This window comes from Microbacterium sp., assembly GCF_047606385.1.
Taxonomy (GTDB): Bacteria; Actinomycetota; Actinomycetes; order Actinomycetales; family Microbacteriaceae; genus Microbacterium.
On the sequence record NZ_JASGEL010000042.1, the window covers coordinates 1 to 19,662 of the forward strand.

The 19,662-nt window shown below is 71.2% G+C and carries 20 protein-coding genes, 1 tRNA gene and 1 pseudogene; 10 read left to right on the forward strand and 12 right to left on the reverse strand.

Features of this window, described 5'->3' with window-relative positions; all coding sequences use genetic code 11:
• Positions 1-175, reverse strand: a pseudogene (locus QM626_RS04645) (FHA domain-containing protein); the annotation flags it as partial.
• Positions 172-906, reverse strand: a complete 735-nt coding sequence (locus tag QM626_RS04650) for an FhaA domain-containing protein (RefSeq protein ID WP_415074473.1) — start codon at positions 904-906, stop codon at positions 172-174. The gene QM626_RS04650 and the pseudogene QM626_RS04645, both read right to left, overlap by 4 nt.
• A gap of 152 nt (positions 907-1,058) precedes the next feature.
• On the opposite strand from QM626_RS04650, the gene QM626_RS04655 reads away from it, so the two are divergent.
• Positions 1,059-1,142 (forward strand) — tRNA-Leu (locus tag QM626_RS04655).
• Positions 1,143-1,275: 133 nt separating this feature from the next.
• Here the strand turns inward: QM626_RS04655 and QM626_RS04660 are convergent.
• The 3 genes from QM626_RS04660 to QM626_RS04670 all read right to left on the reverse strand — a co-directional run bounded on the left by QM626_RS04660 (position 1,276) and on the right by QM626_RS04670 (position 3,980).
• Positions 1,276-1,935 carry a methionine ABC transporter permease gene (locus tag QM626_RS04660; RefSeq protein WP_415074475.1) on the reverse strand — a complete coding sequence of 220 codons (660 nt, stop codon included), beginning with the start codon at positions 1,933-1,935 and terminating at the stop codon, positions 1,276-1,278.
• On the reverse strand, positions 1,935-2,960 hold the full coding sequence (locus QM626_RS04665; RefSeq protein WP_415074477.1) for a methionine ABC transporter ATP-binding protein: 1,026 nt from the start codon (positions 2,958-2,960) through the stop codon (positions 1,935-1,937). Before QM626_RS04665 ends, QM626_RS04660 begins: the two co-directional genes overlap by 1 nt.
• Before the next feature lie 84 nt (positions 2,961-3,044).
• Positions 3,045-3,980, reverse strand: a complete 936-nt coding sequence (locus QM626_RS04670) for a MetQ/NlpA family ABC transporter substrate-binding protein (RefSeq protein ID WP_415074479.1) — start codon at positions 3,978-3,980, stop codon at positions 3,045-3,047.
• A gap of 691 nt (positions 3,981-4,671) precedes the next feature.
• Between QM626_RS04670 and QM626_RS04675 the strand changes: the two genes are divergently transcribed.
• Positions 4,672-4,878: a cold-shock protein gene (locus QM626_RS04675; RefSeq protein WP_415074481.1), complete on the forward strand. Its 207-nt coding sequence runs from the start codon at positions 4,672-4,674 to the stop codon at positions 4,876-4,878.
• A 67-nt stretch (positions 4,879-4,945) separates the two neighbouring features.
• On the opposite strand, the gene QM626_RS04680 is transcribed toward QM626_RS04675, so the two are convergent.
• The 4 genes from QM626_RS04680 to QM626_RS04695 all read right to left on the reverse strand — a co-directional run bounded on the left by QM626_RS04680 (position 4,946) and on the right by QM626_RS04695 (position 8,680).
• Positions 4,946-5,632, reverse strand: coding sequence for an HAD hydrolase-like protein (locus QM626_RS04680; RefSeq protein WP_415074483.1), 687 nt, complete (start codon positions 5,630-5,632; stop codon positions 4,946-4,948).
• Between the two features lie 109 nt (positions 5,633-5,741).
• A complete protein-coding gene (gene nucS, locus QM626_RS04685) occupies positions 5,742-6,437 on the reverse strand; it encodes an endonuclease NucS (protein ID WP_415074485.1) in 696 nt (231 codons plus the stop codon).
• Positions 6,438-6,491: 54 nt separating this feature from the next.
• Positions 6,492-7,370, reverse strand: coding sequence for an alpha/beta fold hydrolase (locus QM626_RS04690; RefSeq protein ID WP_415074487.1), 879 nt, complete (start codon positions 7,368-7,370; stop codon positions 6,492-6,494).
• Between the two features lie 86 nt (positions 7,371-7,456).
• Entirely contained in the window at positions 7,457-8,680 is a 1,224-nt protein-coding gene (locus tag QM626_RS04695; RefSeq protein ID WP_415074489.1) for an MFS transporter, read from the reverse strand.
• A 51-nt stretch (positions 8,681-8,731) separates the two neighbouring features.
• Between QM626_RS04695 and QM626_RS04700 the strand changes: the two genes are divergently transcribed.
• From QM626_RS04700 to mnhG, 7 genes are all read left to right on the forward strand, one after another.
• Entirely contained in the window at positions 8,732-9,769 is a 1,038-nt protein-coding gene (locus tag QM626_RS04700; RefSeq protein ID WP_415074491.1) for a LacI family DNA-binding transcriptional regulator, read from the forward strand.
• Between the two features lie 212 nt (positions 9,770-9,981).
• Positions 9,982-12,879, forward strand: coding sequence for a Na+/H+ antiporter subunit A (locus QM626_RS04705; RefSeq protein WP_415074493.1), 2,898 nt, complete (start codon positions 9,982-9,984; stop codon positions 12,877-12,879).
• Positions 12,876-13,388 carry a Na(+)/H(+) antiporter subunit C gene (locus QM626_RS04710; RefSeq protein ID WP_415074495.1) on the forward strand — a complete coding sequence of 171 codons (513 nt, stop codon included), beginning with the start codon at positions 12,876-12,878 and terminating at the stop codon, positions 13,386-13,388. Before QM626_RS04705 ends, QM626_RS04710 begins: the two co-directional genes overlap by 4 nt.
• Before the next feature lie 97 nt (positions 13,389-13,485).
• A complete protein-coding gene (locus QM626_RS04715; protein WP_415074497.1) occupies positions 13,486-15,048 on the forward strand; it encodes a Na+/H+ antiporter subunit D in 1,563 nt (520 codons plus the stop codon).
• Entirely contained in the window at positions 15,045-15,596 is a 552-nt protein-coding gene (locus QM626_RS04720; RefSeq protein WP_415074499.1) for a Na+/H+ antiporter subunit E, read from the forward strand. Before QM626_RS04715 ends, QM626_RS04720 begins: the two co-directional genes overlap by 4 nt.
• On the forward strand, positions 15,593-15,862 hold the full coding sequence (locus QM626_RS04725) for a monovalent cation/H+ antiporter complex subunit F (RefSeq protein WP_415074501.1): 270 nt from the start codon (positions 15,593-15,595) through the stop codon (positions 15,860-15,862). The genes QM626_RS04720 and QM626_RS04725 overlap by 4 nt, the downstream gene beginning before the upstream one ends.
• Positions 15,859-16,224 (forward strand): monovalent cation/H(+) antiporter subunit G, encoded by a 366-nt coding sequence (gene mnhG, locus QM626_RS04730; protein ID WP_415074503.1) that lies wholly within the window; start codon positions 15,859-15,861, stop codon positions 16,222-16,224. The genes QM626_RS04725 and mnhG overlap by 4 nt, the downstream gene beginning before the upstream one ends.
• A 151-nt stretch (positions 16,225-16,375) precedes the next feature.
• Here mnhG and QM626_RS04735 read toward each other — a convergent pair whose 3' ends face one another.
• Positions 16,376-17,107, reverse strand: a complete 732-nt coding sequence (locus QM626_RS04735; RefSeq protein ID WP_415074505.1) for a phospholipase — start codon at positions 17,105-17,107, stop codon at positions 16,376-16,378.
• Positions 17,108-17,368: 261 nt separating this feature from the next.
• On the reverse strand, positions 17,369-17,737 hold the full coding sequence (locus QM626_RS04740) for a winged helix-turn-helix transcriptional regulator (protein ID WP_415074507.1): 369 nt from the start codon (positions 17,735-17,737) through the stop codon (positions 17,369-17,371).
• Positions 17,738-17,832: 95 nt separating this feature from the next.
• Between QM626_RS04740 and QM626_RS04745 the strand changes: the two genes are divergently transcribed.
• Positions 17,833-18,678, forward strand: a complete 846-nt coding sequence (locus QM626_RS04745) for an SDR family oxidoreductase (protein WP_415074509.1) — start codon at positions 17,833-17,835, stop codon at positions 18,676-18,678.
• Between the two features lie 99 nt (positions 18,679-18,777).
• On the opposite strand, the gene QM626_RS04750 is transcribed toward QM626_RS04745, so the two are convergent.
• Positions 18,778-19,662 (reverse strand): YhgE/Pip family protein (locus tag QM626_RS04750; RefSeq protein ID WP_415074511.1); only part of this gene is annotated, 885 nt, incomplete at its 5' end.

Below are 19,662 nucleotides of genomic sequence, written 5' to 3' on the forward strand. Positions count from 1 at the left end.
CGGCGGGGGACGCCGCGGGGCCCGGTGCGGGCGCCGGCGCGGCGGCGGCGTCGGGAAGCTTGCGGGCGCGCACCCCGAACACGTCGGCGCGCAGCGCGTACACGACGGCGAACACGAAGAACCAGAGCAGCAGCAGGAACCCGATCTGCAGCAGCAGGAGTGTCAGCTCGCTCATGACAGCCCGTCCCCCCAGCGCTCGGCGTCCCGCACGGTGAACGCGCGCGTCGTGTCGTCGGCCGCCGCCTGCGCGACGATGCGGAAGACGATGTCGGTGCGGCCGATCGTCACCGTCGCGTCGGGCGGCAGCGGCGCCTGGGACACCTTCTGGCCGTTGAGCTTCGTGCCGTTGGTGGAGCCGAGGTCGCGCACCATCGCGCGCTCGCCGTCCCACAGGATCTCGACGTGCTTGCGGCTGGTGCCGGCGTCCGGGATGGTGATGTCGGCATCGCTGCCGCGGCCGATCACCGTGCGAGCGGCGTGCAGCGGGTGTCGCTTGCCGGCGATCTCGACGACGCCCTGCCACGACACCCGGCCGCCGCCCGAGCTCTGCGACTGCACACGCAGCTGGCCGGTCGACAGCTTCTCGTCGCCGGCGAAGCGGATCGACAGGGGACCGGGGAACGAGTACCGCTGACTGCGGGCGTGCTTCTGCACGAGGGCGTCGAGCTCGCTCGTGAGCTGCGTGCCGAGCGACTGCATGCGGGCCAGGTCGGCGGCGGACAGGAACACGGTCAGGATGTTGGGCACCAGGATGCGGTCGCGCGAGACGACGGCAGCATTGGTGTCGAGCTCGCTGCGCAGGGCGGAAGCGATCTCGACGGGTTGGATCCCGCTACGGAAGGTCTTGGCGAACGCGCCGTTGACGGCACGCTCCAGACCTCTCTCGAAGCTGTCTAGTAGCCCCACGCGACTCCTCAGGCAGGCAGAACGGGTGTCCCCATCGTAGTTGTCCTCCCTGAATACGCCGCGAATGCGTTGTGATCGGCGCGCGGGGCCGGGTCGGTGGCGTGATATCCTCGGGAAGTTGAGTTCCGCGGGATCCCCGGATGCCGCGGCTCGCGCGAGTGGCGGAATAGGCAGACGCGCTGGCTTCAGGTGCCAGTGCCCGAAAGGGCGTGGGGGTTCAACTCCCCCCTCGCGCACAGCGGACGAAGGCCCCGGGTCATCCCGGGGCCTTCGTCGTTCCCGCCCCCTCCCCCGCGAGACCGCATCTGGCCGCCGAGGCCGTGGTGTCACCCCACCGTCTCGGCGCGCAGATGCGGTCTCGCGGAGAGGTCAGCGCCGCAGCACCCGCCGCGCGAGCGCGTTGCCGACGAGCTGGGTGAACTGCACGAGGACGATGATCAGCAGCACGGCGGCCCAGGTCGTGGTCCAGTCGAAGAGCCGGTAGCCGTATTGGATCGCGAAGTTGCCGAGCCCGCCGCCGCCGATGAGGCCCGCGACCGCGGACATGTCGGTGACGGCGATGAAGATGAACGTGTACCCGAGGATGAGCGGCCCGAGCGCCTCCGGGATGAGCACCGTCGTGATGATGCGCAGCGGCGAGGCCCCGACGGAACGCGCGGCCTCGATCACGCCCGGCTGCACCGTCAGCAGGTTCTGCTCCACGATGCGGCCGATGGCGAACATGGAGCCGACGACGAGGCCGAAGATCGCCATGCTGTTGCCGATGCCGGTGCCGACGATCAGCCTGCCGAGCGGCTGCACCGCCGCCAGCAGGATGATGAACGGGATCGGCCGGAAGAAGTTGACGATCAGGTTGAGGACCGTGAACACGACACGGTTCTGCAGGATGCTGCCCGCTCGGGTCAGGTAGAGGCCGAGACCGAGGATCAGGCCCAGGAGGCCGCCGACGATCATGGCGATGCCGACCATGTAGACGGTCTCCCACGCCGCGGTGATCAGGCGCGGCAGGAGCTCGATCAGCCGATCCATCAGTCCACCTCCGTGATGTGCGCGGGATCCACCGCGGCCAGCACCGCGTCGATGTCCTCGTCGGGCCCGGTCAGGGCGAGCGTGAGCGTGCCGAACGCGCGACCGCCCACCTCGTCGATCCCGCCGTGCACGACCTCGAATCCCACGCCGACGCGCCCGAGCGCGGCGAACAGGTCGGCCTGGGTCGTGTCGTCGTCGGCGAAGGCGAGGGAGACGAGCCGGGCGCCGTGACGCGCGCGCAGCGCGGCGGCGGCCGCGGCATCCGGTGCCTCGGACACGACCGTCGAGACGAACCGGCGCGCGACCTCGGTCCGCGGATGGGCGAAGACCTCGAACGAGCTGCCGAGCTCGACGATGCGGCCCGCCTCCATCACCGCGATCCGGTCGGCGATGAGGCGGACGACCTCCATCTCGTGCGTGATCACCACCACCGTGATTCCGAGCTCGGTGTTCACGCGCCGCAGCAGCCGCAGCACGTCGGCCGTGGTCTCCGGGTCGAGCGCGCTGGTCGCCTCGTCCGCGAGCAGGATGCGGGGATCGGTGGCGAGGGCGCGGGCGATGCCCACCCGCTGCTTCTGGCCGCCGGAGAGCTGCTCCGGGTAGGCGTGCGCGTGGGAGGTGAGCCCGACGAACTCGAGCAGCTCCACGATGCGGTCGTGCCGCCTCTCGCGCGGGTAGCCCGACACCTCCAGCGGGAAGGCGATGTTGCCGTAGACGGTCTTGGCCGAGAACAGGTTGAACTGCTGGAAGATCATCCCGATGCCGGACCGGATGCGGCGCAGCCGGCGTTCGGACAGCTCGGTCAGGTCGACGCCGTCGATCTCGACATGCCCCGAGGTGGGCCGTTCGAGCAGGTTGATCAGACGCACCAGGGTCGACTTGCCGGCGCCGGAGTACCCGATGATGCCGAAGATCTCTCCCGCCGCGATCTCGAGATCGACGCCGTCGATCGCGGCCGCGGGGGCGCCGCCACGCACGCGGGGCGGATAGACCTTGCGCACGTCCGTGAGACGGATGAGGGTCATGGATGCTCCGATCGTGATCGCGCGGGGGCCGTCTGCGACCGATGGCGAGACGGCCCCCGCTGGGCGACGATGGTACGACCGGCCTCAGCCGGTGATCTCTGCTTCCACCTCTTCCAGAGAGGCCTGCAGGTCGGCGGCCGAGGTCTTCACCAGCACGCCGGTGCCGCCCGAGGTCTCGATCAGGCCGTCGGTCACGGCCTGCGTGTCCTGGAAGATCTGCACCAGCTGCAGGTAGAGCGCGTTGTCGGCGTCTTCGCTGCGTGCCGCGAAGATGTTGATGTACGGCGTCGCACTGGGGTCGCTCGGGTCGTCCTGCGCGATCGCGTCGTCGGCGGTCAGACCGGCATCCTCGACGTAGTCGTTGTTGATGATGGCGGCCGCGACGTCGTCGAGCGACGTGGGCGTGAGGTTCGCGTCCAGCGTCGTGACGTTCACGCGCGAGGTGTCGAGCACATCGTCGATCGTCGAGAACGGGCTGCCGCCGTCCTTCAGCTCGACCAGTCCGGCCGACTGGAGCACGAGCAGACCGCGGGCGAGGTTCGAGGCGTCGTTCGGGATCGCCACGGTCGAGCCGTCCGGGATCGCGTCGACGCTGTCGTACTTCTTCGAGTACAGGCCGAGGGGGTAGATCGCGGTCGAGCCGATCGGCACCAGATCCTCGCCGGCGCTCGTGTTGTACTGCGCCAGATAGATGATGTGCTGGAACTGGTTGAGGTCGAGATCGCCGGAGGTCAATGCCGGATTGACCTGTGCGTAGTCGGTGAAGTCGACGAGCTCGATCGAGATGCCGGCGTCGGCGGCTGCCTGCTTGTAGGTGTCCCAGTAGGGGTCGCTGGCGCCGACGACACCGATCTTGACCGGGTTTCCGGCGCTGCCCTTGGCGGCGGTGCCGTTGCTGTTCGCGACGCTGACGATGACGATGGTCACCACGACTGCGACGACGACGACAGCGGCGATGATCGCCGCGATGATCGGGCCCCGGCGACGGGGCGGCTTGACGGGGACATTCTGGTCGGACATGGAGCTCTCCTCCGGATGCTGCGTGGACGGTGCCGAGGGAGTCGGCGTCCTCATGGTCATCGAGGAGGCGCCGGAGGTCGAGTCTCGTTTCCTTCCGTGTCGCCCTGTGTCGTCATCCATCCTCACGAGACCGCATCTGGCCGCCGAGGCCGTGGTGTCACCCCACCGTCTCGGCGCGCAGATGCGGTCTCGCGGAGTGGCGCGCTCGGAGCCCGGGGGCGGAGGTCCGCGGCGGGGCGGCGGGGATGCTGAGTGTTCGGTATGGGTCGGACGAGAGAGGTCCTTCTCGCCGGGGCGGCGGCGTAACCTTGATACCGACGCAGCCCCTAGTTCCCCCAACCGGGGCTTGCATCTCCGGCCCCCTCCCGCTCCCCCCAGCGACGGAGGGGGCCTTCTCGCGTCTGAGGCGGCCGTTCGGGAGACCGCCGCTTATGAGTTCGCCGAGTGAGGCTCCCGCCGCCGGTCACCATGACGTTAGAGTGATCGCTGTCGCGCAGTGCGCGACGTATCCGGGGGGATCCGTCGACGCCCGGGCCTGATGAGCGCTCGCTCGGCCCGGGCGTCGAATGGTTAACGGCATCGCTCGCGGATGCAACGTTTGTGTCACTGGTGTCGTGCGCCGGCCCGGACCGGGCTACGGTGGGAGGTCACACCGGTGCAGTGGGTGCCGGCAGTAGAAGAACGGCATTGCATGAGCACGACAGGTACGGTCAAGTGGTTCAACTCGGAGAAGGGTTTCGGCTTCATCGCTCCCGATGAGGGCGGCGCCGACGTCTTCGCTCACTTCAGCGCGATCTCGGGCAGCGGCTACCGCTCGCTCGAGGAGAACCAGCGCGTCGAGTTCGACGTGGAGCAGGGCCCCAAGGGCCTGCAGGCGGCGAACATCCGCGCGCTCTGACGAACGCGCACGAAGGGGCCGGGATGCCGCATCCCGGCCCCTTCGTCATGCCTCGGGAGCCCCGTGCTCACGCCGGGGCGTGATCGTCGACGAGAAGGAGCGCGCGCAGCCGGGCGACGTCGTCGACCGCGGCCTGGGCGCCGTCGGCCTCATAGGGCCAGCTGAACCCCCACCGCACGAAGATCACCGGGACGTCGTTGGCGGCGCCGCCTTCCACGTCGTGGTGGCGGTCGCCGACGAGCACGGGGCGGGACACGTCGGCGCCGGCGGCCGCCATGCGCCGCAGCGCCTCGGCCACGATGTCGGCCTTCTTCGCCAGCGTCTTCTCGTCCGAGGTGGCGCCGGTGATCGCCCGCAGGTGCGGGGCGAGGCCGAAGAAGTCCATGAGGGCCTGCACCTGCACCTCGGGCTTCGAGCTGGCGGTGCCCTGCGGCACGCCGGCGGCGTCGAGGTCGGCGACCAGCTGCGCGACGCCCGGGTACAGCTTCACGTCCGTCGTGTAGCCGTCGGCGCGTCCGAGCTCGCGGTAGGAGGACACGGCCTCCGCGGCACGCTCGGCGGTCATGCCGGCGTGATGCCGGAACGACTCGTACAGCGGCGGCCCGATCCAGTGCACGAGCTCGGCGCGGGTCGGGGCGGGCAGGCCGAAGCGGGTGAGGGTCACCGAGAGGCGGCGCAGGATGCCGTCGGAGGCGTCGACGAGGGTGCCGTCGACATCCCACAGCACGCAGGAGAAGGGCGAGCGCAGGGTCACCCGTCCACGCTAGCCCGCTTCATCTCCGTCGAAATGCACCCGGCGGCAGTCTCGACGGACATCTCCACGGGGACGAACGCGCGGGGGTCGGGGGGCGGAGGCGGACGGGTCAGAACAGGGTGGGGACGCCGGAGGCGACGCCCTTCATGGCGTCGTAGTCGAGGGTCACGCAGCGGATGCCGCGGTCGGCGGCCAGGATCTTCGCCTGCGGCTTGATCTCCTGCGCGGCGAAGACCCCGCGCACCGGCGCGAGGTGCGGGTCGCGTCCGAGCAGCTCGAGGTATCGCGTGAGCTGCTCGACGCCGTCGATGTCGCCGCGACGCTTGATCTCGACCGCGATGGTGCCGCCGGCAGGATCGCGCAGCAGCAGATCGACCGGTCCGATCGCCGTCGGGAACTCCCGGCGCACCAGACTCACGCCCTCGGCGATCAGCTCGACCTGCTCGGCGAGCAGCCGCTGCAGGTCCGCCTCGACGCCGTCCTTCTGCAGCCCGGGGTCGATGCCGAGCTCGTGCGAGGAGTCGTGCAGGATCTCGTAGACGCGCACGAGCAGCGCATCGCCGGACTTGGCATGGGTCACACGCCACTGCTCGACGACGCCGGCGGCGGCGGCATCCTCGTCCGGCGCCTCGACGACGAGGCCGCAGGGCGGGCTCATCCAGTTGAGGGGCTTGTACGAGCCGCCGTCGGAGTGGACCAGCAGGCTGCCGTCGCCCTTGTGCACGAGCAGCCGCGTCGCCAGCGGCAGGTGCGCGTTGAGGCGTCCGGTGTAGTCGACGGAGCAGCGGGCGATGACGAGTCTCACTGCGCCGATGTTACCGGGGTGTGCGCAGGACAGATCGGTGTCACCGGGGTGTGCTCAGGATCGATCGGCGGCAAAGGGGCGCAGCGAGAGAATCGAGTCCGCCACGATGTCGGGGTCTTCGCACGGGGTGTTGTGTCCCACGGCGGACCTTCGGTGATCGATCAGCCGGGTGAAGTGCACTTCGTGCTCTCGGCGGGACAGCGGCGGCGCAAGCGGATCGTCGGTCGGGTCGATGACGATCGTCGGCACGGTGATCGGGGGCTGAGTCGCGACGAGCGCCTCCAACTCGTCGTACGCGCGGTCTCCGGGGGTCAGCCCGTATCGGACTCGGTACGAGTGGATGACCACGTCCACGAAATCTGGATTGCCGAACGACTCAGCCGTTGCCATGAAGGTCGAATCGTCGAAGCTCCAGTGCGGGGACCACTCCTGCCACAGCTGTCGGGCGAGTTCACGACGGTAGCGAGCGAGTCCTGCGCGACCGCGCTCGTTCTGGAAGTACCACTGGTACCAATCCCTCGCCTCGGACGCCGGTTCGGCCGGGGTCGTCGCCATCGTGTCGACGTCGTGCACGTTGTAGCCGCTGACCGTGACGAGGCCCGCCACCTCATCAGGCCAGGCCATGGCCGCCACGCAGGCGGCGCGACCGCCCCAGTCGAAGCCCGAGAGCACCGGGGGCTCGAGGCCGAGGGCGCCGATCAGCTCATGCAGGTCCGACGCCAGCGCGGCCTGCTGTCCTGAACGCATGGTGCCCGCCGACGGGAAGCGCGTGGGACCGTAGCCGCGGAGGTACGGCACGATGACGTCGGCGCCGAGCCCTGCCAGTTTCGCTACGACCCCGTCGAAGCTGCGAGGGTCGTACGGGAAGCCGTGAAGAAGGATGACCGGCCAGCCCGACGGATCGCCGCTTCGCTCGAAAGCCAGGTCGAGCACGCGCGTGGTGACACGCTGAACTGTAGGGTCCACGCCGCCACGTTAAGGGAGGGCTCCGACATCAGACGAGGCGGCGCACGGGCCCGTCAGCGGTGGCCGAGGCCGACCTGGGAGCCTGCCAGCGGCTTCGCCGCCCCGGAGAAGAAGCCGGATGCCGCGATCAGCGCCACGATGACGTACAGCGTGTTGAGCAGCCCGATGTACTCGCTGATCAGGCCCAGTGCCGGAGGCCCTGCGAGGAACGCGATGTAACCGATCGTCGCCGCCGCGCTCACGCGTGCGGCGGCGCGTGCGGGGTCGTCGCCCGCCGCCGACATGCCGAGCGGGAAGCCGAGCGAGGCGCCGATGCCCCACAGCGCCGCGCCCACGAACACGAGCGGCGTGGTCGGCGCGAGGATGAACAGCAGCAGCCCGGCCACGGCGGTCACCGCGAGCACTCGCAGCACCGCCACGCGCCCGAAGCGGTCCACGAGCGCGCCGCCGAAGATGCGCACGACGGTCATGCTCACCGAGAAGATGGTCAGCCCCAGCGCGCCCATCTCCTGCGGGGCGCCGTGGCCTTCGACCACGCCCAGCGCGAGCCAGTCGTTCGCGCCCCCCTCGGCGAACGACATGCCCAGCATCACGACGCCGAGGGCGTAGGTGCGCGGTTCGCGCCACGCCGACAGGGCGACCGCGACCCGCTCCCGCCAGCCGGACGCTCCGGCGTCCTCGTCCAGCGTCGCGGCACGCGCCGGGACGTTCGCGACCGCCGCCACGGCCGTGACCGCGATGACGACCGCCACGATTCCGGCGTGCGCGAGCACGTTCATGCCCAGCGCGATCAGCACGACGCCCAGGCCTGCTCCGAGCACGGTGCCGAAGCTGAAGAACGCATGGAACAGGGGCAGGATCGTGCGGCTCGACTGCGCCTCGATCGCGGCGCCCTCGACGTTCATCATCACGTCGAGGCAGCCGTTGCCGAACCCCCACATCACCAGGCCCGCGAGCACGATCGGCACGGATGCCGCGACATCCGTGCCGATGCCGATCGTCACCAGGCCCACCGCGAACAGCAGCATCGTGACGAGCATCCCCCGCCGCGCCCCGATGCGGGCGAGCACGATCGAGCTCACCGACAGCCCGACGATCGAGGCGATGCCGCCGATCAGGAGGAGGATGCCGACGCCGGTGTTGTCGACGCCGAGCGCCAGCTTGATGGCGGGCACGCGTGACGTCCATGTCGCGATGCTCAAGCCGCTCGCCATGAAGATCGCGAAGATGGCGGTGCGCCACGCGACGTAGCGACGGCGAGGGAGAGTCGAATCCACGCAGACACTCTACCGAATCGATTCGACGCGCGTCGCGGCTACCATCGGAGCATGAGTGCGCGCAGAGCCACGATCGCCGACGTCGCCCGGGAGGCGGGCGTGGCGGCATCCACCGCGTCGGTCGTGTTCAGCGGCAAGACGCCGGTGTCCGCGCCGACCCGCGAGCGGGTGCTGGCGGCGGCGGCAGCCCTGGGCTACACGGGCCCCGATCCCCGCGCGGCGTCGCTGCGCCGGGGGCGCTCGGGCATCGTGGGCGTGGTCTTCCGCGACCGGCTGGGCACGGCGTTCCTCGACCCCGTCACGACCGTGATGATGGACGGTCTCGCGGATGCGGTCGCCGACGTCGGCGCGGGCCTGCTCCTGCTGCGCGACGACGACGGCGCGGAGCCGAGCCTCAACGCGGCGCCGGTCGACGCGGTCGTGCTCATCGGCTGCAGCGTGGGCATGCGCGACTCGCTCGACGTGGTGCGGGCTCGAGGGCTGCCGGTCGTGGTCATCGAGGGGGACGCCGGCGACGGCGTGCCCCAGGTGCGCCTCGACAACCGTGAGGGCCAGGCCTTCATCGCCGGTCATCTGCGCGATCTGGGTCACCGCGAGGTCGTCGCGGTGACCCTCCCCGCGGGTCCCCGCCGTCACGCCGGCTGGCTGAGGGATCCGGCGGCGATCTCCGTCGACGTCACCCGCGACCGGCTCGCCGGCATGCACGACGTGTTCCCCGCCGCGCGGGCCTATGCGACGATGGGCAGCCTCGTGGACGAGGGGTACGCCGCGGGCCGTGCGATCCTCGCCACGCACCCGCGCCCGACCGCGATCATGGCGCAGAGCGACCTGCTGGCCATCGGTGTGCTGCGCGCGGTGGTGGACGCCGGGCTGCGAGTCCCCGAGGACCTGTCGGTGACCGGCTTCGACGGCATCGCCGCCGACGGCATCGCCCCGCGCGTGCTGACCACGATGGTCCAGCCGGCGGCCGAGAAGGGACGCGCCGCGGGCGCCGCGATCACCGCGATGCTCGCCGGCGCCCAGGCGCCCACCATCCGGCTGACCTCGACGTTCCGGCGCGGCGACACGACGGGTCCCCCCGCCGGCTGACTGTGCCCTCGGTCGCAGGATCACGCCGATGTCGCAGGATCCGCCGAGAATTCTGCGACGTCGCGTGGATTCTGCGACGCCCGGGGTGGAGCCGACGCCGGGGGCGAGGGCATGGGGGCGGCGGGCGGTCTCAGGCGCCGCATAGAATGGGGAGCGACACCCCGATCGCCTGAGCCCGGCACTGCGCCGGCCGACGACCCCGAGGAGGCCGCATGCTGGTCCTCCTCGGCGCGTTCGCCCTCGTGCCGCTGGTCGTGCCGTGGCTGGTCGGGCGCATCGGCGCCCGCGCCTTCTCCGTCGCGGCGCTCCTGCCCGCCGCCGCCTTCGCGTACACGGCGTGGCAGACGCCGACCGTGCTGGCCGGCGGCATCCCGTTCGAGGCTTATGAATGGATCCCCGGCCTCGGCATCCAGATCTCGATGCGACTGGACACCCTGAGCTGGCTGCTCGCCCTCGTCGTCACCGGCGTCGGCGCCCTGGTGATGCTCTACTGCCGCTGGTACTTCGCCACCTCGAAGGCCGGCATCGGGCAGTTCGCCGCGGTGCTGCTCGCCTTCGCGGGGGCGATGTACGGCCTGGTCGTCACCGACGACATCGTCATGCTGGTCATGTTCTGGGAGATCACCAGCGTCCTGTCCTACCTGCTGATCGGCTTCTACCACGCGCGCGGCGCGAGCCGGCGGGCGGCGCTGCAGGCGCTGCTGGTGACGACCCTCGGGGGCCTCGTCATGCTGATCGGCGTCGTGCTGCTGGTCGCCGTCGCCGGCACCACGAGCCTGTCGGCGATCCTCGCCGCCGCGCCCAGCGGCCCGGTCGTGGACGCCGCCCTCGTGCTGCTGCTGGTGGGGGCGCTGAGCAAGTCCGCGATCTTCCCGTTCCACTTCTGGCTGCCCGGCGCCATGGCCGCCCCCACCCCGGTCAGCGCCTACCTGCACGCCGCCGCGATGGTCAAGGCCGGCATCTACCTCATCGCCCGCTTCGCCCCGGTGTACGCGGTCGCCGCCCCCTGGCGCCCGATCGTGATCAGCCTGGGCGTGCTCACGATGCTGCTCGGCGGCGTCCAGGCCCTGCGCGAGTTCGATCTCAAGCGCCTCCTGGCCTTCGGCACGGTCAGCCAGCTCGGCCTGCTCACGATCGTGCTCGGCTTCGGCACCCGGGACGCCGCGCTCGCCGGCCTCGGCCTGCTGCTGAGCCACGCGCTGTTCAAGTCGGCGCTGTTCCTCGTGGTCGGCATCATCGACCGGCAGCTGTCGACGCGCGACATCACCGAGCTGTCCGGGGTCGGCCGGCAGGCGCCCGTGCTGGCCGTGTTCTCGATCATCGCGGTGTGCTCGATGGCGGGCGTGATCCCCACGATCGGGTTCGTCGCGAAGGAGACCGCGCTCGCCGCCCTGCTCGAGGACGGATCGGTGTGGGCGGTCGTGGCCGTGGTCGGCGTGGCGCTGGGATCGGCGCTGACGGCCGCTTACGGCATCCGATTCGTGTGGGGCGCGTTCTGGACCAAGCATGACGCGGCCGGCGTGCGGATGCCGGCGATCGTGTGGCCCCGGCCGCCGCTCGGATTCGTCGTCGCGCCGGTCCTGCTGGCCGGTCTCACGCTGGTCAGCGGCCTGGCGGCGCCGTGGCTCGACGCCGTGTTCGCGGGATACGCCGACACGGCGCCGGCGGGCGAGCACGCCTCGCACCTCGCGCTGTGGCACGGCTTCGAGCCCGCGCTCCTGATCTCGCTCGGCGGGGTCGCAGTGGGCGCGCTGGTGTTCTGGCTCGCGCTGCGGGTGGGCTGGGCGGCGCGGCGTCGCATCCTGCCGTTCACCGCGGCGAGCCTCTACAACCTCGCGCTGCGCGGCGTCGCCCGCCTCTCCGTCGCCACGACGACGCTCACCCAGCGCGGGTCGCTGCCGGTGTACGTCGGCACGATCTTCATCGTGTTCGTGGCCGCCGAGGCGACGGCGCTGATGGCGGACGACCAGTGGCGGGCGCAGCTGGACGCCTGGCAGTCCCCGGCGCAGCTCGCCGTGGCGCCGATCATGGTCATCGCCGGACTCATCGCGGTGCGCGCGCAGAAGCGGTACACCGGCGTGGTGCTGGTGTCGGTGACCGGCCTCGGGATGGTCGTGCTGTTCGCCACCAGCGGGGCACCCGACCTCGCGCTCACGCAGATCCTCGTCGAGACCGTCACGCTCGTCGCCTTCGCGCTGGTGCTGCGCCGCATCCCGTCGCGCCTGGGCGAGCACAACGACTCCGTCGCACCGCTCGCCCGCGCGATCCTCGGGGCCGGGGTCGGGCTGACCATGGCCCTCGTCGCGATCGTCGCGACCGGCGCCCGGGTGGCCGAGCCGATCTCGGACGCGTTCCCCGCTCTCGCCTACGAGCTCGGGCACGGCCGCAATGTCGTGAACGTGGCCCTCGTCGACCTCCGCGGCTGGGACACCATGGGCGAGCTGTCGGTGCTGATCCTCGCCGCGACCGGTGTCGCCTCGCTCGTGTTCGTGACACACCGCGCCGACACGCTGTCCGACTTCACCGCGCCGCTGGCGCGGATGCCGTCGCGCCGCCCCCTGCTGGAGACCGTCGACGGGCTGCAGCCGCAGCGCGCGGGCGTCACCGGGCGCCGCGCCTGGCTCGTGGGCGGGACGCGGGTGCGCCCGGAGAACCGGTCGATCCTGCTGGAGATCGTCGTGCGCGTGCTGTTCCACTCGATCATCGTCGTGTCGCTGTACGTGCTGTTCGCCGGTCACAACCTGCCCGGGGGCGGCTTCGCCGGCGGGCTGATCGCCGGGATGGCTCTGGTCATGCGCTACGTCGCGGGCGGTCGCTACGAGCTCGGGGCCGCGGCCCCCGCCGACGCCGGACGCCTGCTGGGCATCGGCATGGCGCTCGCGGTGGGCTGCGCGATCGTGCCGCTGCTCTGGGGCCAGGCGCCGCTGACCAGCGCCGTGTTCGAGGCGGACGTGCCGGTGCTCGGCCACATCGAGCTCGTGAGCTCCACCGTCTTCGACATCGGCGTGTACCTGGTGGTCATCGGGCTCGTGCTCGACGTGCTGCGGAGCCTGGGCGCCGAGGTCGACCGGCAGATCTCCGAGCTGCGAGAGCAGGAGGCGGCCCTGTGAGCGTCTCCGGTGTGCTGATCGTCGTGATGGCGGTGCTGTTCGCGTGCGGCGTGTACGCGATGCTCGAGCGCAGCCTGACCCGTGTGCTCATCGGCTTCCTGCTGCTCGGCAACGCCGCCAACCTGCTGCTGCTGATCGTCATGGGCTTCCCCGGCACGGCGCCGTTCTTCGGGTCGGGCGATCCGGACGAGTTCTCCGACCCGCTGCCGCAGGCGCTCATGCTCACCGCCATCGTCATCACGTTCGCGGTCTCGGCGTTCCTGCTCGCCCTCATCTACCGCTCGTGGCAGCTCGGTCAGGCCGACACGGTCGAAGACGACGAGGAGGACATCGCCATCCGCGAGCGCGGCGCCGAGACCGACGAGTCGATGGACGAGGAGGTCGAGGACACCGACGCGACGACCGACTTCGTGGACGTCGACACCTCGCCGATCACGGTGCTCGACAGCCGTGACGTGCCCGCGCTGCGCGACGACGCCCCGACCGACACGGCCGGGGGTGCGCGATGAACGTGTCCCACTTCGGCGCGGGTCATGTCCCAGTTCGGCGCGCTCAGCAGGCTTCAGAGCGCGCCGAACTGGGACATGCTCGGGGGAGGGGTGACCGGTGAGCTTCCTCGTCCCGCTTCTCGTGACGCTGCCGCTGCTCGGCGCCGGCACGGCGCTCGTGTTCGGCCGGCATCGCCGCATCCAGGTCGGCGTCTCGATCGTGACGCTGACCGCGGTGCTCGCGATCGCGGCCGTGCTGCTGGTCGCGGTCGACCTCGGTGAGCCGATCGCGGTCGCGGTGGGAGGCTGGCCGATCCCCTTCGGCATCGTGCTGTACGTCGACCGGCTGGCGGCGCTGCTGGTCGTCATCTCGAGCGTCGTGCTGCTCGCGGTGCTGCTGTTCTCGGTCGGGCAGGGCGCCGCCGACGGCGACGACGACACGCCGGTCTCGATCTTCCATCCCTCCTACCTGATCCTGTCCGCCGGGATCGTAGGCGCCTTCATCGCGGGCGACCTGTTCAACCTCTACGTCGGGTTCGAGATCCTGCTGGTGGCCTCGTACGTGCTGATCACGCTGGGCGGAACCGAGGCCCGCATCCGCTCGGGCGTGGTCTACATCGTCGTCTCGCTCGTGTCGTCGATCCTGTTCCTCGCCGCGATCGCGATGATCTACGGTGCGCTCGGCACCGTGAACATGGCGCAGATCGCGGACCGGATGGGCGAGCTGCCGCAGAACGTGCAGCTCGTGCTGCACCTGATGCTGCTGCTGGCCTTCAGCATCAAGGCCGCGGTGTTCCCGCTGTCGTTCTGGCTGCCCGACTCGTATCCGACGGCGCCGGCGCCGGTCACGGCGGTGTTCGCGGGCCTGCTGACCAAGGTCGGCGTGTACGCGATCATCCGCACCGAGACGCAGCTGTTCCCCGACAGCCAGGTCAACCTGCTGCTCATGGCGGCGGCGCTGGCGACCATGGTCGTGGGCGTGCTGGGCGCCGTCGCGCAGGCCGAGCTCAAACGCATCCTGTCGTTCACGCTCGTCAGCCACATCGGCTACATGATCTTCGGCATCGCGATCGCGACGCCGGCGGCCATCGGCGCCACGATCTACTACATGGTCCACCACATCGTGGTGCAGACGACCCTGTTCCTCGCGATCGGGCTCGTGGAGCGGCGCGCCGGAACGACCTCGATCCTCAAGCTGCGCGGGCTCATGACGGCGGCGCCGCTGATCGCGGTGCTCTACTTCATCCCCGCGGTCAACCTCGGCGGCCTGCCGCCGTTCTCGGGCTTCATCGGCAAGTTCGCGCTGTTCGACGCGGCGGCACAGGTGGGGACGCCGCTGATGATCGTGCTGATCGTCGGGGGCGTCGTCACCTCGCTGCTCACCCTGTACGCGCTGATGCGCGCGTGGAACCTCGGCTTCTGGCGCGAGAGCGACGACGCGTCGGAGGAGCCGGAGGTGGAGGCGCGCATCTCGTACCTCGGCGAGGCGCCGGCGGCCGGCGTCCAGACCGCGCAGCGGCGCATCCCGCGGGTGATGACCGCGGCGACCGCCGGCATGGTCGCCGTCACGGTGGCCCTCACCGTGTTCGCGGGGCCGCTCTACGATCTGTGCGCGCGCATCGGCACCGACCTCGACTCGGCGGTCACGCTCGTGCAGCTCGAGAGCGAGGCCGGATCATGAGCCCGCGGCGCGGCGCCCTGCTGCAGCTGTGGCGGCAGCTCCCGTTCTTCCTGTGGCTGATCGCCCTGTGGATGCTGCTGTGGCAGCAGTTCACGGTGCTGGCGCTGCTCACCGGCGTGATCGCCGCGGTCGTGGTCACGCGCGTGTTCCGGCTGCCGCCGGTGGAGCTGTCCGGACGGGTGAACCTCTGGTACGGCCTGGTGTTCGTGGTGACCTTCCTCGGCGCGCTCGTGCGCGGCTCGCTCACGGTGGCGTGGCAGGTGATCGACCTGCGTCGCCAGCCGGGGGCGGCGGTGATCGCGGTGCCCCTGATCGTGGACGACGACGTCATCCTGGCCCACACCGCGGTCACGTGCTCGCTGATCCCGGGGTCGTTGATCGTCGACGTCGACCGGGGTCGCCACATCCTGTACCTGCACGTGATCGGCGTGCGGTCGGATGCCGACGTCGAGACGCAGCGCGCGAGCGTGCTGCGGTGGGAGCGGCGGATCGTCAATGCCGTCGGATCGCGTGCGCAGGTGCGACGGATGCGGGAGGTGCTGCGATGAGCGTCCTGCTGGTGATCGTCTACGCGGTGTTCGGCGTCGCCGCCCTCATCACGGTCTGGCGCATCGTCGTCGGCCCGTCGATCCTGGACCGTGCGGTGGCCAGCGACGTGCTGCTGACCGAGGTGATGTGCGTGCTCGGGGCCGAGATGGCGATCGACCACCACACCCGCACGCTGCCGGTGCTGCTGGTCGTCGCGGCGGTCGGCGTGTTCGGGTCGATCTCGATCGCGCGCTTCGTCGCGCGCCGGGACAGGGAGGGACGATGAGCTGGGAGAGCGCTCTGGACACGGCCTCGCTCGTGCTGATCCTCGTCGGCGCGATCCTGTGCCTGACGGCGGCGATCGGTCTGGTGCGGTTCCGCGACGTGCCGACGCGTCTGCACGCGGCGACCAAGCCCCAGGTGCTCGGATTCGTGCTGATCTGCCTCGCGATCGCGCTGTCCATGCGGTCGTGGCCGGTCGTGGCGTTCCTCATGCCGGTGGTGCTCATCCAGCTGGCGACCGCGCCGCTGTCGGCGCACATGGTGGGACGCCAGGCCTACCGCAACGGCACGATCGACCGCAGCACGCTGCACGTCGACGAGCTCGCCCAGGCGTCCTCGGGCACGTCGCCGGATGCGGAGCGCTGAGGCGCGGCATCCGCTCGCCCTTCGCGGCCGTCTCCCCCGTGATGGCTGCAGTTCCTGGGTTCGGCGCCTGAAATTCGTGGTGCCATCCCCAGGAACTGTAGCCATCGTGTCGCAAGAGGGCGCGAGATGAGGGGGCGCGGATGCCGAAGGGTCAGTACCAGTTGTAGGACTCGGAGTGCGCCCACGCGCTGCACGGCGAGCCGTAGCTGCCGTCGATGTAGGCCAGGCCCCAGGCGATCTGGGTGACGGCGTTGGTCCTCCAGTCCGAGCCGGCCGAGGCCATCTTCGAGCCCGGCAGGGCCTGCGGGATGCCGTAGGCGCCGCTGCTGTTGTAGGCCTCGAAATTCCAGCTGGACTCGCGGTTCCACAGCGACAGCAGGCACTGGAACTGGCTGTCGCCCCAGCCGTAGTCGTCGGCGGCCATCTGGCGGGCGGTCGCCTGGGCGGCGGCGGGAGTGTTCGCCGCCGCGAGCGCCGCCGCCGCGGCTTCGGCCGCGGCCTGGGCCGCGTCGTAGGCGGCGACCGCATCGGTCGTGCTCGCGGTCGTCGCCTCCAGCTGCGCGGTGAGGGCCGACACGGCGATCTCGTTCATGTCCTCGGTGTCGTCGAGCTGGGCGATCTGGATGCTGAGCTGGGTGGTGTCGACCTTCCCGCTGGCGGACGTGGATGCGGCGGTCGCGGTCGCCACGGCGGCGGCCGCATCGGCGTCGACGGTGCGGGGGGTCACCGAGCCGGGGTCGGTCTGGGCCTGCGCGCTGGCCGGAAGGCCGATGAGGACGGCGACGGCGGCGAGGAATGCGAGGCCGGTGGCGAGCAGGCGGGGGGAGGGCGCGGGGTGCGCGGCGGACGTGTGGGCAGCGAAAGATGACGTGCGTGGGCGCACGGGGCTCCAATGTTCGGACTTCCCCGCGCGTCCGGGCCGGTGATCGACCGGGCGGGACCTGCGCACCCCCAGGGCGCGACGCGGGTTGGACGCCCGCGGGCTCGCGCGATGCGCAGCGGCGGGGGGTCCGCAGCCCGGGGCATCCGCCCGGCGCCTTCGGGCAGGCGCAGGCGGACCCGTCGACCCTAGGTGCCGAGTCTGGACAGGTGCTGGACGGGCCCTGGACGGGGTCCGGCCGCGCGGCTCCGATCGGCGCCGCGCTCAGCCCTCGTCGTCGACGATGGCGTCGGCGTGTTCCGCGATCCACGACAGCAGCGGCAGCATCCGTGCCATGAGGTCCCGGCCGAGCGGCGTCAGCCGGTACTCGACGTGCGGCGGCACCGTGGGGAACGACTCCCGCTCGACCAGGCCGTCCCCGGTGAGCGTGCGCAGCGTGCTGCCGAGCATCTTCTCGCTGATGCCGTCCACGGTGCGCCGCAGCTCGCCCCAGCGCAGCGTCCCGTCCGACAGGGCTGCGAGCACGAGCACCCCCCAGCGGCTCATGACGTGGTCGAGCACGGTGCGGGTCGGGCAGGCGTGCGAGAACGTTCCCGGCTGCGTCTCCAGGATCTGCGCATAACTCACCGACATGACAGTACCCTACGGCAAAGTGGGTACCCCCCGGGGGGAATGCATGGCGCGGATCGCTCGCTGCACCCGAGGTCCACCTCTCGAAAGGAACCGACATGACCATCCTCGTCACCGGAGCCAGCGGCCACCTCGGCCGGCTCATCGTCGAGCGCCTGCTCGCCCGCGGGGCCGCCGCATCCGACGTCGTCGCGGGCGCGCGCACACCGGCCAGAGCCGCGGACCTCGGCGTGCGCGTCGTGGAGCTCGACTACGACCGGCCCGAAACCGTCGCCGCGGCGCTGGAGGGCGTCGACCGCGTCGCGCTGGTCTCCAGCTCGGAGGTCGGCCGCCGCGCCGCGCAGCACCGGGCGGTCATCGATGCCGCGGTCGCGGCCGGCGTCGAGCTGCTGGCGTACACGAGCCTGTTCCGCGCCGCCGAGAGCACGCATGCGGTGGCGCCCGAGCACGTGGAGACCGAGCGGCTGATCGCCGCGTCGGGCCTGCCGGCCGTGCTGCTGCGCAACAACTGGTACAACGAGAACCAGATCGGCGCGGTGACGCTGGCGGCGCAGACCGGCCAGATCGTCTCCAGCGCGGGCGAGGGCCGCATCGCGAGCGCCGCCCGCGCCGACTACGCGGACGCCGCGGCGCTCGTGCTGCTCGGCGACGACCAGGCCGGCAGGGTGTACGAGCTCGCGGGCGACGTCGCCTGGAGCCAGGACGAGCTCGCCGCCGCCGCCGCCGAGGTTCTGGGCCGCGATGTCGTGCACCACGCGGTGACGACGCAGGAGCACATCGCGCTGCTGGAGGCGGCCGGACTCGACGTCGGGACGGCGGGGTTCGTCGCGGCGATGGACGCCGGGACCGCGGCGGGGCAGCTGGATTCCGACGACCACACGCTGTCGACCCTCATCGGGCGTCCCACGACGCCCCTGGTCGATACCCTCCGCGCCGCGGTCTGAACCCCGCGTCTCATCGCGAGAGCGCACCTGCTCGCCCGGACGGCGTGACCCGGCCTGTGGTCTCGGCGACGGGTGCGCTCTCGTGGCCGGCGCGACCGGCTACCCGATCAGGCTGGGGGCCAGGTCCCGGAGCGTGCGCCGGTGCGTCATGCGTGTCACGCCGATCGCGGCGACCACGAGGGCGCCCAGCATCCACGCCCCGAGCACCGCGACGTCGCCGGCGACGCGCGCCAGGTCGCCGCCGTACATGAGCTGGCGCATCGCGTCGACGACGTAGCCCATCGGCAGCACCTGGTGCAGGCCCACGAGCGGTGCCGGCAGGGTCTGCCAGGGGAACGTCCCGCCCGCGGTCACCAGCTGCAGCACCATGAGCACGAGCCCGAGGAACTGTCCGACCGATCCGAGCCAGACGTTCAGGGCGAGGATGATCGCGGCATAGGTGAACGAGGCCAGCACCATGATCCCCAGGGTCGCGAGCGGGTTCGCGACGCTGAACCCGAGGGCGATGGCCAGGATGCCGAACAGCGCCGCCATCTGCAGCCCGCCCAGCAGCGCGGGGGTCAGCCAGCCCGCCAGGGTGATGCGGATCGGCGAGTGCAGCGCCGTGATCGCCCGCTTCGAGATCGGCTTCACGATGAGGAACAGGGCGTAGATGCCGATCCAGCCGGCCAGCGCCGCGAAGAAGGGCGCGAGACCCGCGCCGTAGTCGCCGGCCGAGGTCAGGGCGTCGGTCGAGATCGCGACCGGGTCGGAGATGGTGCTCGCCTGCTGCTCGCGCAGGTCCGCATCCGAGTCGGGGATCTGCGCGACCCCGTCGTCGAGCCCGTCGCGCAGCTGCGTGAGGCCGGAGGCGAGGGTGGGGAGCCCCGCCGCGAGCGTCGAGGCGCCGTCGCTCACGCTCGTCGCGCCCGAGCTGAGCGAGGCCGCACCGGACGCCGCGGACGCGGCGCCGTCGGCGACCTGCGAGGCGCCGCTGGAGACGGA

Bases quoted from the DNA above. Each gene is read 5' to 3' on its own strand.
- QM626_RS04700 (WP_415074491.1), top strand. From the start codon at position 8,732: ATGAGTGCGCGCAGAGCCACGATCGCCGACGTCGCCCGGGAGGCGGGC.
- QM626_RS04665 (WP_415074477.1), bottom strand. From the start codon at position 2,960: ATGACCCTCATCCGTCTCACGGACGTGCGCAAGGTCTATCCGCCCCGC.
- QM626_RS04720 (WP_415074499.1), top strand. From the start codon at position 15,045: ATGAGCCCGCGGCGCGGCGCCCTGCTGCAGCTGTGGCGGCAGCTCCCG.
- QM626_RS04740 (WP_415074507.1), bottom strand. From the start codon at position 17,737: ATGTCGGTGAGTTATGCGCAGATCCTGGAGACGCAGCCGGGAACGTTC.
- QM626_RS04660 (WP_415074475.1), bottom strand. From the start codon at position 1,935: ATGGATCGGCTGATCGAGCTCCTGCCGCGCCTGATCACCGCGGCGTGG.
- QM626_RS04670 (WP_415074479.1), bottom strand. From the start codon at position 3,980: ATGTCCGACCAGAATGTCCCCGTCAAGCCGCCCCGTCGCCGGGGCCCG.
- QM626_RS04675 (WP_415074481.1), top strand. From the start codon at position 4,672: ATGAGCACGACAGGTACGGTCAAGTGGTTCAACTCGGAGAAGGGTTTC.
- mnhG (WP_415074503.1), top strand. From the start codon at position 15,859: ATGAGCTGGGAGAGCGCTCTGGACACGGCCTCGCTCGTGCTGATCCTC.
- QM626_RS04705 (WP_415074493.1), top strand. From the start codon at position 9,982: ATGCTGGTCCTCCTCGGCGCGTTCGCCCTCGTGCCGCTGGTCGTGCCG.
- QM626_RS04725 (WP_415074501.1), top strand. From the start codon at position 15,593: ATGAGCGTCCTGCTGGTGATCGTCTACGCGGTGTTCGGCGTCGCCGCC.
- QM626_RS04745 (WP_415074509.1), top strand. From the start codon at position 17,833: ATGACCATCCTCGTCACCGGAGCCAGCGGCCACCTCGGCCGGCTCATC.